Annotated in this window: 15 protein-coding genes; 1 reads left to right on the top strand and 14 read right to left on the bottom strand. The window is 61.1% G+C overall.

Annotated features, from left to right (window positions below; all coding sequences use genetic code 11):
* Positions 1 to 35: 35 nt before the first annotated feature.
* The 14 genes from rplC to GT571_RS07735 form a co-directional block, all read right to left on the bottom strand.
* A complete protein-coding gene (rplC, locus tag GT571_RS07800) occupies positions 36 to 656 on the bottom strand; it encodes a 50S ribosomal protein L3 (protein WP_035137484.1) in 621 nt (206 codons plus the stop codon).
* Positions 657 to 1106: 450 nt separating this feature from the next.
* Entirely contained in the window at positions 1107 to 1733 is a 627-nt protein-coding gene (locus GT571_RS07795; protein ID WP_089572482.1) for a histidine phosphatase family protein, read from the bottom strand.
* 39 nt (positions 1734 to 1772) lie between these two features.
* Positions 1773 to 2927: a cation diffusion facilitator family transporter gene (locus GT571_RS07790; RefSeq protein ID WP_240136147.1), complete on the bottom strand. Its 1155-nt coding sequence runs from the start codon at positions 2925 to 2927 to the stop codon at positions 1773 to 1775.
* 150 nt (positions 2928 to 3077) lie between these two features.
* Positions 3078 to 4292: a PTS sugar transporter subunit IIC gene (locus GT571_RS07785; protein ID WP_161156488.1), complete on the bottom strand. Its 1215-nt coding sequence runs from the start codon at positions 4290 to 4292 to the stop codon at positions 3078 to 3080.
* A gap of 40 nt (positions 4293 to 4332) precedes the next feature.
* Complete coding sequence (gene accD / locus GT571_RS07780; RefSeq protein WP_089572485.1) at positions 4333 to 6057, bottom strand: acetyl-CoA carboxylase, carboxyltransferase subunit beta; 1725 nt, start codon at positions 6055 to 6057, stop codon at positions 4333 to 4335.
* The gene (locus tag GT571_RS07775) at positions 6044 to 7387 is read right to left on the bottom strand and encodes an acetyl-CoA carboxylase biotin carboxylase subunit (RefSeq protein ID WP_117647602.1); all 1344 of its coding nucleotides are present in this window, start codon (positions 7385 to 7387) and stop codon (positions 6044 to 6046) included. The genes accD and GT571_RS07775 overlap by 14 nt, the downstream gene beginning before the upstream one ends.
* Positions 7388 to 7397: 10 nt before the next feature.
* Positions 7398 to 7820, bottom strand: coding sequence for a 3-hydroxyacyl-ACP dehydratase FabZ (gene fabZ / locus GT571_RS07770; protein ID WP_099432064.1), 423 nt, complete (start codon positions 7818 to 7820; stop codon positions 7398 to 7400).
* A gap of 9 nt (positions 7821 to 7829) precedes the next feature.
* Positions 7830 to 8303: an acetyl-CoA carboxylase biotin carboxyl carrier protein gene (gene accB, locus GT571_RS07765; RefSeq protein WP_118266298.1), complete on the bottom strand. Its 474-nt coding sequence runs from the start codon at positions 8301 to 8303 to the stop codon at positions 7830 to 7832.
* Positions 8304 to 8306: 3 nt separating this feature from the next.
* A complete protein-coding gene (fabF, locus tag GT571_RS07760; protein WP_117629228.1) occupies positions 8307 to 9554 on the bottom strand; it encodes a beta-ketoacyl-ACP synthase II in 1248 nt (415 codons plus the stop codon).
* Between the two features lie 39 nt (positions 9555 to 9593).
* A complete protein-coding gene (gene fabG, locus GT571_RS07755; protein WP_118266299.1) occupies positions 9594 to 10367 on the bottom strand; it encodes a 3-oxoacyl-[acyl-carrier-protein] reductase in 774 nt (257 codons plus the stop codon).
* A 30-nt stretch (positions 10368 to 10397) separates the two neighbouring features.
* Positions 10398 to 11324: an ACP S-malonyltransferase gene (locus GT571_RS07750; RefSeq protein WP_161156486.1), complete on the bottom strand. Its 927-nt coding sequence runs from the start codon at positions 11322 to 11324 to the stop codon at positions 10398 to 10400.
* Positions 11312 to 12256, bottom strand: coding sequence for an enoyl-[acyl-carrier-protein] reductase FabK (gene fabK / locus GT571_RS07745; RefSeq protein WP_161156485.1), 945 nt, complete (start codon positions 12254 to 12256; stop codon positions 11312 to 11314). The genes GT571_RS07750 and fabK overlap by 13 nt, the downstream gene beginning before the upstream one ends.
* Before the next feature lie 2 nt (positions 12257 to 12258).
* Complete coding sequence (locus tag GT571_RS07740; protein ID WP_006235019.1) at positions 12259 to 12495, bottom strand: acyl carrier protein; 237 nt, start codon at positions 12493 to 12495, stop codon at positions 12259 to 12261.
* 52 nt (positions 12496 to 12547) lie between these two features.
* On the bottom strand, positions 12548 to 13507 hold the full coding sequence (locus tag GT571_RS07735; protein WP_161156482.1) for a 3-oxoacyl-ACP synthase III family protein: 960 nt from the start codon (positions 13505 to 13507) through the stop codon (positions 12548 to 12550).
* Between the two features lie 176 nt (positions 13508 to 13683).
* Here GT571_RS07735 and GT571_RS07730 point away from each other — a divergent pair, with 176 nt between their 5' ends.
* Positions 13684 to 14460 (top strand): biotin--[acetyl-CoA-carboxylase] ligase, encoded by a 777-nt coding sequence (locus tag GT571_RS07730; RefSeq protein WP_161156480.1) that lies wholly within the window; start codon positions 13684 to 13686, stop codon positions 14458 to 14460.
* Positions 14461 to 14616 lie beyond the last annotated feature (156 nt).

The following is a 14616-nucleotide window of genomic DNA, read 5'->3' as shown; positions in this document are numbered from 1 at the left end:
CCTTGGTATGACGCTGGGCTAAATGGGCTGGGCCCTTAGGCCATACGGATGGCGACGAGACCATTCTTGGCACCCGGGACAGCGCCCTTGACCAAGATGAGGTTCTGCTCGGCATCGATGCGGACAACGGAAAGGTTCTTGACGGTAACGCGCTCGTTACCCATGTGACCGGCCATCTTGACGCCCTTGAGGACGCGCGCAGGATAGGCGCACTGACCGATAGAACCGGGGTGACGCTGGAAGTGAGAACCATGCGTCATAGGACCGCGGCGCTGACCCCAGCGCTTGATGCGACCCTGGAAGCCCTTACCCTTGGAGGTACCGATGACGTCGACCTTCTCGACATCAGCGAAATCAGCGACGGTGACGACCTCGCCGACCTTGTGCTCCTCGCCGTTCTCGACGCGGACCTCACGAAGGAAGCGGACAGGCTCGACGCCAGCCTTGGCGAAGTGACCAGCCATGGGCTTGTTCACGTTCTTGGCCTTGATGTCGCCGAAACCGATCTGGACGGCGTCATAGCCGTCGGTTGCCTGAGTTTTAACCTGCGAGACAGCGCAGGGGCCAGCCTGGATGACCGTGACGGGAACGACGTTGTCGTCCTCGTCCCAAACCTGGGTCATGCCAATCTTGCGGCCGAGAATCATGCTGATCAAGATATGATCCCAACTCTCGCGTGGTCTTGGGACAATGCGTACACCACCGAGCGTACGCCCCTAGAGGACCACTACTTACACGACGTGCTCCCCAGCCTTGTATTTCGCCCGGACTACCTGACAACCCTATTAAGCAGGCATTTTGTCCAGCCAGAATACTCCCCTGGTTTCACACAGCTGTTTAGTATACACGGCTGCGGGCGTATCCATCGAGATTCATATTTCACTCACATTGTTTACGCAGGTAAAGTGCGTGGATGGCTCCCGAGCACGGCGGAGGGCCGGAGAAATATATTAAGGTCCCTGCTCTACAGTCCTGCGCAAGACGGAGAGCACATTAAGTGCTCTCCTTTGCGTGCGGAACTCGCGATGACCTTAATATATTTCTCCGGCCCTCCGCCGTGCTCGGGAGACGACACGTTGATGTCTGCTTAACTCTGCTCGCTCAGGCTAATGACTTTGTTGGGGGTCCACTATTTGCTGGAGGGTGAACTTGCATTGCATTGGCTCGCCCTCTACTTGTGGCTCCGCCTCATCAAAATCGAAAATCATAATGGCGCAGTTGGGGAGTTTTGTTGGGAGCTCGAAGCCCTCTGGGGCTGCAGCCTTGATGAATTGGCGGCTGGCGCTGCCGTGGCTTACTGCTAGGAGGGTTTCGATGCCCTCGGCGCCCATGAGATTGGTGAGGGTGCCCACCATGCGCTCCTGCAGGGCATGGCTTCCTTCTCCGCCAAATGGGATCAGGTCCTCGCCGGGGTCCCAGACGTCGGTGGGTAGGGCGTCGTGGGGGCCTTCTTCGAAGGTGCCGTAGCTGCGCTCGATGATGCCTTCGCAGGGCTCGACTGCTGCATCCCGGCCGAGGAGTTCGGTTGCGACGAGACTTGCCGTGTCCATGGCTCGGCCTAAGGGCGAAGAGACCACTTTGTCGGGAACGACGTTGTGGGCTTTGAGCCACGCGGCTGCCATCCCGGCTTGCTGACGACCCAGGTCGGTCAGCGGTGAATCGCAGCGGCCCTGGACCAGCTTTTTGACGTTGAACTCCGTCTGACCGTGGCGGAGTAGATACAGCTTCTTCATGCTCTCCCCTTCTGCATAACCTGCTTTGCCGGCACAGCCTTACTCGTGGGTATGCCCTACGTAGTCTTCGTCGATCGTGATCTTGGCAATCGACTTGGGATATTCCGATTCGACACGTTTCGCCAACGCGCGCTTTAGGTCCTCGGCGCTCATCGCCAAATCCGAGGGTCGCACGCAGTCAAAAATCACATTGGTGTGCGTGGGGCCCGGTACGCAACGCAAGTCGTGAATCGAAAGGCGGCTATCAATCTCCTGAGCCATGGCGTTGATGCGCAGGCGCATGCTCGCCACTTTGGTGTCGTCGGTCACGATGGGGTCGTAATGGAGCGTGACGATCATGCCGTCTTCGTTTCTAAACGACTGCTCGATGTTATCGAGCGTGTCGTGACTTTCCAGCGGGCTTGCCTCGGCTGCCATCTCAGCGTGAGCGCTTGCGAACTTCCTGCCCGGGCCGTAGTCGTGAACCATCAGATCGTGAACGCCCAAAACGCCGGGGTAGCTCATGATCTTGTCTCGAATGTGCTTGACCAGCTTAGGATCGGGCGCCTGGCCCAAAAGCGGGCTCACCGTATCCTGGATAAGCTCAAAGCCGCTCCAGCCAATATAGGCGCCAACGGCAAGGCCGACCCATGCGTCAAGATTGATGTGCGTCACCTGCGAAACAATTGCGCACGCCAGCACGGCGCCCGTAGCTAGGACATCGTTCTTTGAGTCCTGAGCGGTCGCATGCAGCGTCTCGGACTCAATGCGATCGCCGAGCTTTTGGTTGAGGGCCGCCATCCAGAGCTTAACAATCATCGAAAGCACCAAGACTGCCACCAGGGCAAGCGAGAACTCGACAGGTTCGGGGTGGATGATGCGCTCAACCGAGGACTTCACCAGCTCAACGCCAATCAGCAGCACGAGCGCCGCCACGACCAGACCCGAGAGATACTCGTAGCGGCCATGTCCGTAAGGATGCTCGGGGTCGGCCGGCTTGCCCGCCAGCTTAAAGCCAAGCACGCTCACGATGTTCGAGCTGGCATCAGACAGGTTGTTCATAGCGTCCGCCACAATCGAAACCGATCCCGACAGCACGCCAATTGCACCCTTCGCAGCGCATAGTGCCACATTGGCGAGAATACACACCATGCCCGTCAACGTTCCCACGCGTGCACGGTCGCCCTGCGCACGACGAACAATCCACTCGACCATCTGCATCCGCCCCCACGGTACTACCTATATATCTATTGCTCAAACGGATTGTAGTGTAGCCACTTTGTCCCCCAGATACAAAAAGGCCGCAACCCACACGGGCCGCAGCCTTGGAATATGACAAAGGAATCGTCCTTTTGTCGCACAGATTTATGCGTTTGCTTCAGCAGCGCTCGCCACTGTTTCGAGCGAATCAACTTCGTCTTCTGCCGCCTGCACCTTTGTCGGCACCACGCCAAAACAGCAGCTCAGCGCCGCAGACACCGCAAATGCCGTGCCACCGGCAGCGCAGCACCACAGCAGGTTCGAAATGCCGCCCGTGGCAAAGCCAATGACCATAAGGACATTCGTCATACCGATAGTATAAGCCGTAACGTGGCCTACGGCCGCAACAAGGCCTCCGACGGCGCCGCCAACGGCCATGCACGTCAGACACCTGCCATATTTAAAGCCGCATCCGTACAGCGCTGGCTCGCTTACGCCGCCAAGAATACCCGAGATTGAATAGCCCAGCATGAGCGCCTTCTCGTCCTTATCCGCAACGCGGAGCGACGCGCCAAAGGGCATACCCCAAACGGCGAACGTCGCCATCGTCGCGGCGATCAGAATGCACGAATCCGTTCCCACACTCATAAACTGCGCATAGGCGAGCGATAGGACAACGTTGCTGACACCCGCGATCTTAAGAAACTCCCAACCCGCGGCAAGCCCCATAAGCGTGAGCAGCGACACGATGCCACCGGAATTGCCAAGCATAAACATAAGCTGTCCCAACAGCATGCCCAGATAGCTGCCCGCCGGCGCCGTAATACACAGCGAGACCGGAACCATGACGAGCATGGTTGCAAACGGAACAAACGAAAACGCCACGGCCTTAGGGATAACGCGCTGGAAGAAACACTCCACTCGCCATAGCACGGGTACCGAGATGAGAACCGGAATAACAGTCGTTGTGTAATCGTTGACCGGCGCGGGAAGCAGACCATACACGAAAGTCATCGATGCCCCCGTCGTCGATGCGGCATCGACGAGCTTAAGCAGATCGGGCACAATCAATACGCCGCCCAGCATCATGCCCAGCTGCTCCGAGCAACCGAGCTGGCGGGCAGCGGCCCAACCAAGATAAATGGGCAAAAAGTAGTAGCCGGCGTTATACAGCCAGCTGTAAAACAGGCGATAGATTTCGGAATCGGCAGGCCATAGACCAAGCATGCCTTCGCCCATAATGACGGCAACGGTGCGGAACAGCGCCGCGCAGACAATAAACGGCAACGCCGACATCATGCTTTTGGACAGATAGTCCACCACGGCCATGGCGTTTGATGAAACCGTCGTTGTAAACGAGGTGTTAGAAACTTGTGACATGGAACGCCTTTCCCAATGTGACATGCGGACTGTCCCTTTGTCACATCGTGCGGTACTGACCGATTGCGCGGTACTTTTCGTAGCGGAGGTTTGTGAGGGTCGCGTCGTCGAGCTGCCCAAGCGTATCGAAGGCATCAAATGCCGAGGACATGACGACACCGGCGATCTCCTCATGCGACAGGCCCCTATCGTCAACAATGCCGTCGATGATGCCGAGCGCCAACAGATCGGGGGCCGTGAGCTTAAGCGCCTCAGCGGCCTCATTCGCGCGCTCGGTATCCTTCCACAGGATCGACGCACAGGCCTCGGGGCTCACGACCGAATAGGCCGAGCTCGAGAGCATCAGGATGCGGTCGGCCACGGACAGCGCCAGCGCGCCACCAGAGCCGCCCTCGCCTGTCACCACCGAGACAATCGGCGTCTTAAGGCCGCTCATCTCCATGAGATTCTGGGCAATCGCCTCGCCCTGGCCGCGCTCCTCGGCACCGATGCCGCAAAACGCGCCCGAAGTATCAACCAGGCACAGAACCGGCCGACCAAATTTCTCGGCTTGGTGCATCAGGCGACGTGCCTTGCGGTAGCCCTCGGGATGCGCCATGCCAAAGTTGCGACGCATGCGCTCTTTGGTCGTGGTACCGCGCTCGATGGCGATAACCGTCACGGGTCGCCCGTCTTTCCAGCCGATGCCGCCCACCACGGCAGCATCGTCGCCAAAGTAGCGGTCGCCGTGCAGCTCTACGAATCCGTCGAGACCCAACGAGATCATCTCGCCTGCCGTGGCGCGGTTCGCCGAGCGAGTCTGTTTGACGATTTCGAGCGCGCTTTTTGGTGCGGCCGAGCGCTTAAACAAGTGTCCCAGCTTTTTGTCGCGACGACCCGTATGCACGATCTCATGCGGTGCCCCCAGGCCGGGCGCGTGCCCTTCGTGCAGCGCCAGCAGCTCGCCTACCGTGAGCGCAATCTCACCACGCGGAACAACGGCATCGCAAAAGCCGTGCTCCAGCAAAAACTCGGAACGCTGGAATCCCTTGGGCAGACGCTTGTGCATGTTCTGCTCGATCACGCGCGGGCCGGCAAATGCCGTCAGGGCATCGGGCTCGGCCAGGATAATGTCGCCCTCCATGGCAAAGCTCGCGGTTACACCTCCGGTCGTGGGATCGGTGAGCACCGTGATATACAGGCCGCCCGCCTCGCTGTGGCGCCTAACCGCCGCAGAAATCTTGGCCATCTGCATGAGCGAGGTCACGCCCTCCTGCATGCGGGCGCCGCCCGATACGGTAAAGCCAACGACCGGCAGCCCCAACTCGGCCGCGCGCTCAAAGACACGACAGATCTTCTCGCCCACCACGGAGCCCATTGAGCCCATCATAAAGTTGGCATCCATAAAGAAGAGCGCGGTATCGCAGCCGCAGATTTTGCCCCTGCCGCACACAACGGCATCGCGCTCGCCCGAACGCTCGCTCACGCTCTTAAGCTTGTCGGCATAACCGGGAAACGAGAGGAAGTCCTTCGACGCCAGATTGGCATCCCATTCCTCAAAGGTACCCGCGTCGACCGTCATGCGCATGCGCGCGCGACCGCTCACGCGAAAGTGTTTGCCGCAACGAGGGCAGACCTCGAGGTTGTCGTGCAGGCGCGCCTCATCGATCACACGGCGGCACTCCGGGCATTTGACAAACACGTGGCGCGCGGGGAACTCGGCGCACGACTCGGTTATCGGCCCCTCAAGGACATTGACCGTCTTCGCTTTTCTATTCATCAGCATAGAGATGCCCCATCAGATCGGTGTGATACATGCCCGACAAAAACTCGTCGTTTGCCAGCACGTCGAGCTGAAGCTCGCTATTTTCGCTCACGCCCTCAATCACGAGCTCGCCCAGGGCCGAGCGCATCTTGCGAATGGCACCGTCACGCGTGGGCGCGCACACGATGAGCTTGCCGAGCATGGAGTCGTAGTACGGCGGAACTTTCGCTCCGGTAAACATGGCGGAATCCCAGCGCACGCGCGGACCACCCGGCACACGCAACGCGGTGACCGTTCCACATGACGGTAGAAAGTCCGGCGTTTCGGCATTGATGCGGCACTCCATGGCGTGGTTGCGGACCGGTACGTCCTCCTGCTCAAAGGGCAGAGGCTGGCCGGCAGCCACGCGCAGCTGCCACTTGACCAGGTCGGTATCGGTCACAAACTCCGTAACCGGATGCTCCACCTGCAAGCGCGTGTTCATTTCCATAAAGTAGAAATTGCCGTCATCTGAGTACAAAAACTCGATGGTGCCAGCGCCCTCATAGCCAACGGCACGAGCCAGGTCGCGCGCGGCCTTGTGCATGCGCGCGCGAATATCATCGCGTCCGTCGAGGCACGGCGCGGGGCTCTCCTCGATCAGCTTTTGGTTGCGGCGCTGCACCGAGCACTCGCGCTCGCCGAGCGAAAACACATGGCCCTGCTTATCGGCCATAATCTGTACCTCAACGTGATGCGCCGGCGCAACGAACTTCTCCATGTAGCACTCGCCGTCGCCAAAAACGGCCTCACCCTCGGCACGCGCCTCGATGAACGCCTTTGCCGCATCTTCCACGCGCTCGACCTTGCGAATACCGCGACCGCCGCCGCCCGCGCGCGCCTTAATAAGCACGGGGCAGCCGATGCGCTCGGCCTCGGCCGTTGCTTCCTCGGGGCTTTTGAGCAAATCGCAGCCCGGCACGATGGGCACGCCCGCAGCAGCGGCCGTTCGGCGTGCGGCGTCCTTGTCGCCCATGCTGTCGATCACCTCGGCCGAAGGACCGACAAACGCCAGACCGAACTTGTCGCAGTCGCGCACGAAGCTCGCCTTCTCGGAAAAGAAGCCATAGCCGGGATGAATTGCCTTAGCTCCCGACTTTACGGCACAGGTGAGCACGGCATCGTCGTTGAGGTAGCTCTCGGCAAGACGCGGGCCGCCGATGCAATACGCCTCGTCGGCAAGCTGCACGTGTAGCGCGTCCGCATCGGCCGTGGAATAAACGGCGACGGTCTTGATGCCCATATCGCGGCACGCGCGGATAACACGGACCGCAACTTCGCCGCGGTTGGCGATGAGCACTTTGTCGAACATGGAGCCTTCCTTAACTTTCGTGCATGAGTGCAAAAGACATATCGGCGCGGCAGCAAACCTCACCGTTGACGCTCGCAGTACCCGTCGCAAAGCGGAACGGCCCGCGCGCACGCGTGATGGAGCACACTAGATCCACCGTGTCGCCCGGGCGCACCGGACGCTTAAAGCGCACCTTGTCCAGACTCGTGTAGAACGGCGTCGCGCCGCGCGCCTCCTCATCGCCCATCAGCAGCACGCAGCAGTTCTGGGCGAGCATCTCGCACTGAATCACGCCGGGAACGACCGGGTTTCCCGGAAAATGTCCCTGCAAAAAGTACTCGTCGCCTGTAATCGTGATCTTGCCGTGGGCCTCGTCGCCCACCAGCTCGGCTTCGTCGAGCAAAAGCATCGGCTCGCGATGCGGTAACAGCTTCTTGAGCTCTTCTTTGTTCATGGATATCACCTATCCGATCCTCATGAGGCAGCTGCCAAACTCCACGAGGTCGCCGTCGGCCACGCAGATCTCGAGCACCTCACCGTCTGCCTCGGCCGTCACCTCGTTGAGAACCTTCATGGCCTCGATGATGCAGAGGGTCTCGCCGGCCTTGACCTTGGAGCCCACGCGCACAAATGGCTCGTCGCCCGGCGCAGGGGCAGCATAGAAGACGCCCACCATGGGAGCAGTCACCTCGGTGCCCTTGGGCTCCGGCGCGGCGGCAGGTGTCTGCGTGGCGGGTTCCGGTGCGGCAGGCGCGACTGTGGGAGCTGCAACTTGAGCGGCCACGGCACCCGGCATAGGCATGGGCACGGCAACCGGCTGCGCCACACTCGCGCGCTCGAGTTCGACCGCGGTGCCATCGGGCTCCTCAACGCGTACGCGCGTGAGGCCGCGGTCCTCCATCACATCGGCTATCTCGGCAAGTCTTTTGGAATCCATGCTCTAGCTCCTCGTATATCTACGCAGCGCGATGGCGGCGTTGTGCCCGCCAAAGCCTAGGTTGGTCGAAAGCGCCCAGGTAAGGTCGGCGCGAACCGCGCGATTGGGCGTGTAATCAAGATCGCAGGCGGAATCGGGCGTGTGGTAGTTAATGGTCGGCGGCACCACGCCCTGCTCGAGTGCCATGGCGCAGGCCATGACCTCAATGGCCCCCGTGGCACCGATCATGTGCCCCGTCATCGACTTGGTCGACGAGACATGTGCGGCGCGCGCCGCGTCCTCGCCGAGCGCTCGCTTAATGCCCGCCGTCTCGGACGAATCATTAAGCTTGGTCGAGGTGCCGTGGGCATTGATGTAGAGGCCCTCGGAAGGCTTGACGTCGCCCTCGGCCACCGCCAGCGATATCGCGCGGGCAATGCCGGCAGCCTCGGGATCGGGACTCGTGATGTGATAAGCATCATCGGTGTTGCCGTAGCCCACGACCTCGGCATAAATGTGCGCACCGCGCGCCTGCGCATGTTCCATGCTCTCGAGTACCAGCACGCAAGCGCCCTCGCCCATCACAAAGCCGTCGCGGTCTGCATCGAACGGGCGGCAAGCCGTCGCAGGATCGGGGTTGGTGGTCAATGCGCGGCAGGACGTAAAGCCTGCAACGGCATCGGGGATAATGGCCGCCTCGGCGCCGCCCGCGAGGATCGCGTCGGCATAGCCGTGCTTGATGGCGCGGAACGCCTCGCCCACCGCATGGGCCGAGGTCGCGCAAGCAGTCACGACTGGCAGGGTCGGTCCCTTTGCCTTGTGGCGGATCGCGATATTGCCCGAAGCCATGTTGGGGATCATCATCGCAATCATATAGGGCGATGCGCGGCGAGGTCCACGATCGGCGATCGTGTGGACGTTGTCGACGAGCGTCGTCATGCCGCCCACGCCCGAGCCCACGTAGACGCCCAGGCGCTCACGATCGATGGCGCCTTCGACATCAAAGCCCGCATCGTGCATTGCCTCGTCCGAAGCCGCCATCGCAAACTGAACGCAGGGGTCCAGATGCTTGGCGTCACGCTTGCCAAAGTACTCGTTGCCGTCAAAGCCCTTGACTTCGGCCGCCACCTTGACGGTAAACGCATCGGTATCGAAGTGCGTGATCGGGCCGATGCCACAGGTCCCGGCGCACATGGCCGCCCAGGTGGCAAGCGCGGTGTTGCCGAGCGGCGATACGGCACCGATGCCGGTGATTGCAACTCTCTGTTCCATCATGGTCTCCTCATCCAAGCCGTTCTTCGGCCCTGGTTTCTACATCGCCATTCCGCCGTCGACGCGCACGACCTCGCCCGTAATGTAAGCAGCCGCATCGCTCGCTAAAAAGCGCACCACGCCGGCCACTTCCTCGGGACGTGCCATGCGCTTAAGGGGAATCTGTTCCTCGGTTGCCGTACGCACCTTCTCCGAGAGCTTTGCCGTCATATCTGTCTCGACAAACCCGGGGGCGACCGCGTTCGCTCGTACGCCACGAGGCGCAAGCTCGCGCGCCACCGCCTTGGTAAGCCCTATCACGCCTGCCTTGGAAGCAGCGTAGTTGGCTTGCCCGGCATTGCCCATCAGGCCCACGACCGAGCTCATGTTGACGACGCAACCGCCGCGCTGGCGCATAAAGGTCTTGGTGAGCGCGCGCGTCATATTGAATGTTCCCTTGAGATTGACATCGAGCACGCGATCGAATGCGTCATCGCCCATGCGTATGAGCAGGCCATCGCGGGTGATGCCGGCGTTGTTGACGAGCGCCCAAATGGAACCAAAGTCGTTGAGGACCGCTTCCACGCACGCGTTGACGGCAGCGGGATCGGTCACGTCGCATTGATATGCGCGTGCCGTGGCGCCAACCGCCTCACAGGCTTCGCACGTCTTGCGCGCCGCATCGACGCTGCCGGCATAGACGACGGCGATATCAAAGCCGTCCTCCGCCAGACCGACAGCGCAGGCGCGGCCGATACCCCGCGAGCCACCCGTGACCAGTGCCACGCGACGTGAGTCGTTGCGCTCGAGCGCGCCGTTGTTCAAGTTGCCCATGTCATTCCTTTCGGGTTACAGCCCTGTGGACTATGCGAGCTCGTCGGCAATAGCTGCGACCTGCTCGGCCGTTTCGCACGAATACACGCGAACGTCGCTCAGCGTACGCTTGACCAGGCCCGACAGCGTTTTGCCAGGGCCGACCTCAATAAACGTGTCGATGCCCTGATTCTGCAGAGTATGCAGCGTGTCGACCCAACGAACGGCATGACTCACCTGATTGGCCAAGACATCCGATGCCGCTCGCGGGTCCGCCGGATAGGGCGCCGCCGTCATGTTTGCCATGACCGGAATCAGCAGCGGTGACGGCGCGTGGCCGGCTTGGATATACGTCGCCAGCCCCTCAGTCGCCTCGGCCATATAGGGGCTATGAAATGCGCCCGACACCGCGACTTTCATAGCGCGGCCACCAGCCTCTTTTACTAGGACGTCGAGCTCCTGCAGCGCCTCGGGCGCTCCGGCAGCAACCGTCTGCTGCGGACTGTTGTAGTTGACCGGCCAGCAGTCCTCGCCGGCCTGTTTTGCCAGGTTCTCGACTTGCGCCGCATCGAGCTTGATGACGGCGCGCATGCCGCCCGGATGGCGCTCGGCAGCCGCGGCCATCAGCGCCGCGCGCTCGCACACGAGCTCAAAGCCCGCTCGCGTATCGAACGCCCCCGCAAAGGTGAGCGCGGCGACCTCGCCAAGCGAAAAACCCGCACAGGCGGTAGGTACCACGCCGCGCTCACGCAGGGCGGCAGCCGCTGCCAGATCGTGAACGAACACGCACGGCTGCGTGTTCTCGGTCTGCGAGAGTTCCTCCTTGGAGGCGCTTCGGCACTGCTCACTGGTCCCCGGGCGCACCTCGTCGGCAATGGCGAACACCTCGGCGGCCGCCGGCGATGCCTCGATCAGGTCGACGCCCATCGCGGGGTGCTGGGCGCCCTGGCCGGCAAACAGAAACGCTACGCCACCCATGCGCACGCACCCTTCAGGACGTGCTCGGCGCCATCGACCAGGTCGTCAACGATTTCACGTGCACTTTGGCGCTCGTTGACCATGCCGGCAATCTGTCCACACAAAAACGAGCCCTCTTCGTAATTGCCGTCCTTGGCGGCCTTGCGAAGGGCGCCCGTGCCCATGGCCCCGAGCTCCTCGACGCTTACGCCCGCCGCCTCGCTCTTTGCGTAGGCGTTGGTGAAGGGGCTCTTGAGGGCACGCACCGGGTGTCCCGTCGAGCGGCCGGTCGCACGCGTCGAGGTGTCGTTGGCCTTCAGGACCATCTCCTTGTACTGTTCCGATACGGTGCACTCATCTGCGATCAGAAAGCGCGTACCCACCTGCACGCCGGCGGCGCCCAGCATAAAGGCGGCCGCCACGCCGCGGCCATCTGCGATACCGCCAGCCGCAACCACGGGAATATCGACCGCATCGACAACCTGTGGCACCAGTGCCATCGTCGAGGTCTCGCCAATATGGCCGCCTGATTCGGTACCCTCGGCAACCACGGCAGTGGCTCCACGACGCGCCACGAGACGCGCCAGCGCCACCGAGGCAACGACCGGGATGACCTTGATGCCCGCCTCGTTCCACGCCTTCATGTACTTGGTGGGATTGCCGGCACCCGTCACGACGACCGGCACTCGCTTGTCAATCACGACCCGCGCGACCTCGTCGGCAAACGGGCTCATGAGCATGACGTTGACGCCAAAGGGCTTATCCGTCCTGGCGCGCAGCTCATGAATCTGGTCGCGCAGCCAGTTGGCGTCGGCGTTCATGGCCGCGATAATCCCTAAGCCGCCCGCCTCGGACACTGCGGACGCCAGCGAGGCGTCGGCGATCCAGGCCATACCGCCCTGGAACACGGGCTTTTCGATGCCGAGCAGATCGCAGAGAGGAGTCTTGAGCATCTCTACTTCTCCAATGCCGCCTCGACCGTATCGGCGAACTCGCCGACCGTCTTGGGGTTCTCCTCGGTATCGAGCTGGATGCCAAACTCGTCCTCAACGGCGACGAGGATCTCGACGGTGCCCAGACTGTCGAGACCAATCTCCTCGAGCGTGGACTCGGGCTTCATCTCGACGTCGTCAAGACCGGCGGTCTCGCGGATAACATCGCAAACGCGCTCGAAGGTCTTCTGATCTGCCATGGTAGTTCTCCTTTGTTTGTGCCCTAGGGGCGTTTTTATTTCCTATGTGCGGCTACTTCCAACGAAGTAGATAGCCACCTATATCCAGACCGGCGCCAAATCCAACGAGGGCGATGGTGTCGCCCGCATTCAGTGCGTCGGTGCGTGCCAGCCGGTCAAGCGCAAAGGGAATGCAGGCGCTCGAAATGTTGCCGGTCTCGCGCAGCGTTCGAACCACGCGCTCGCCTGGCACGCCGAGGCGCTTGACCGCCTGACTCAGGATTCGTTCGTTAGCCTGATGGAATACAAAATGGTCGATGCCCTCGACCGAAATGCCCGCATCGCTCGCAAGCTTATGGACCGTGTCGCAGATGGCGTTGACGCCGAACTTGAACACGCGGCGGCCATTCATGGACAGCACGCTCTCGCTATCTGCGGAGGCCTTAAACGGCGAGGTGCCGACCAGACCGGGAACGCACAGCGTCTCGACGTCGGGCGCCGTCGAAAGCTCAACGGCAAGGGGGCTGTCTCCCCCAGCCTCAATCACCGCGGCGCCTGCCCCATCGCCAAAGAGCACACAGGTGGCGCGGTCGGTCCAGTCGAGCGCGCGCGTCATCTGCTCGGCAGCAATGACCAACACACGCTCGGCACGACCGCGGGTGATATAGCCCTCGGCGACATCGAGCGCAAATACGAAGCCGGCACAGGCCGCCGAAACGTCGAAAGCAGGACATGTGGCACCCAGGCGCTCAGCAATGGCGCACGCTTCGGCAGGAACGAGATGATCGCCCGTCGTCGTCGAACAGACGATAAGATCCAGCTGGCTCGCATCGATTCCGGACGTCTGGAGCGCTTGCTCGCTCGCTGCCACGGCAAGGTCGTCGAGCGACTCGGTGGTGCACACATGACGGCTCTTGATGCCTGTGCGGGTAAAAATCCACTCATCCGAGGTATCGAGGAACTCGGACAGCTCGTCATTGGAAACACTGCGCTTGGGAAGCGCCGAGCCTGTTCCAAGAATCGTGAAACCCATCACTAACCTCCTTTGAGTTGTTGACGTGTTTACATCGACCAAGAGAGGATAGCGCATTCTTCACCTTGTTGACGTGTTAACATTAAATTGTCCAAATGCGACAAAGGCTTCACATTGTGTCTATCTATCGACACCATTGCGTCATTCACTTATTCATTAGGGAGGTAGCAGCCGCTATGGATGCCCAATTAACGATAGTCGACGTAACCGGATCGACCAACGATGACCTGCTCGAAGCAGGAAAACAGGGAGCGCCGCACGGCACAGGACTTGCCGCCCGGACTCAGACAGCAGGACGCGGCCGACGCGGCCACAAGTGGGATTCAACCGCCGGCAATCTGTTACTCTCGATTGTCCTACGTCCTCGTGTTGATCCCGCCAAGTACTCTGGCCTTGCCGCCGTCAGCGGCCTAGCGGTGCTCGAGGCGCTCGAAAAGCAGGGTCTTGCAAACGAGATTGGCCTCAAATGGCCCAACGACCTGGTCGCGCGAGGACGCAAGCTCGGCGGCATTCTGGTCGAAGCCGCACGCGATAACGAAGGCAACCCCTTTGCGGTCTGTGGCATCGGCGTCAACGTGAACTATGTGCCCGCGGAGGTGCCCGATGGTGGCCTGCCGGCAATCGGTCTCTCGGACCTCAACGAGAACGTTCCCGCCGTCGATATGCTCCTCGATGAGGTCTATCACACCGTCGTAAACGCTGTAGACGCGTGGGCAGATCTGCTCAACGCCATGGAAGAAAACGCCGGACCGCTCGCGCCCGTCCACGGCGAATATGTCGCTCACCTCAATTGGATTGGAAAGCACGTTATCGCCCGCTCCCCTGCCGGTGACGAGCTGGCGCGAGGCATCTTTAAAACCGTCGATACCTTTGGACGCGCGTGTATCGAAAAGGAAGACGGCTTGCGATCCTTCCATTTTGAGGAGGCGTCGCTGCGCCCCTTGGGCGAATAGGGCGCCGCAGCCACCTACTCAGCAGCATTACCAGGCGGTCAAAACCCATCATGCAAAACAAAAGAGCCCCGCTACCGTAATGAACTGCGCCCCAATTCTTGGACGGGCTAATAAGCGGCCTACGCCGCACATAGGGACTGATTCCGGAATTCCTCC

Source organism: Collinsella aerofaciens (assembly GCF_009876115.1).
Taxonomy (GTDB): Bacteria; Actinomycetota; Coriobacteriia; order Coriobacteriales; family Coriobacteriaceae; genus Collinsella; species Collinsella aerofaciens_N.
Note: the sequence above shows the minus strand (reverse complement) of the source record. Positions and strands in the feature narration are given on the sequence as shown.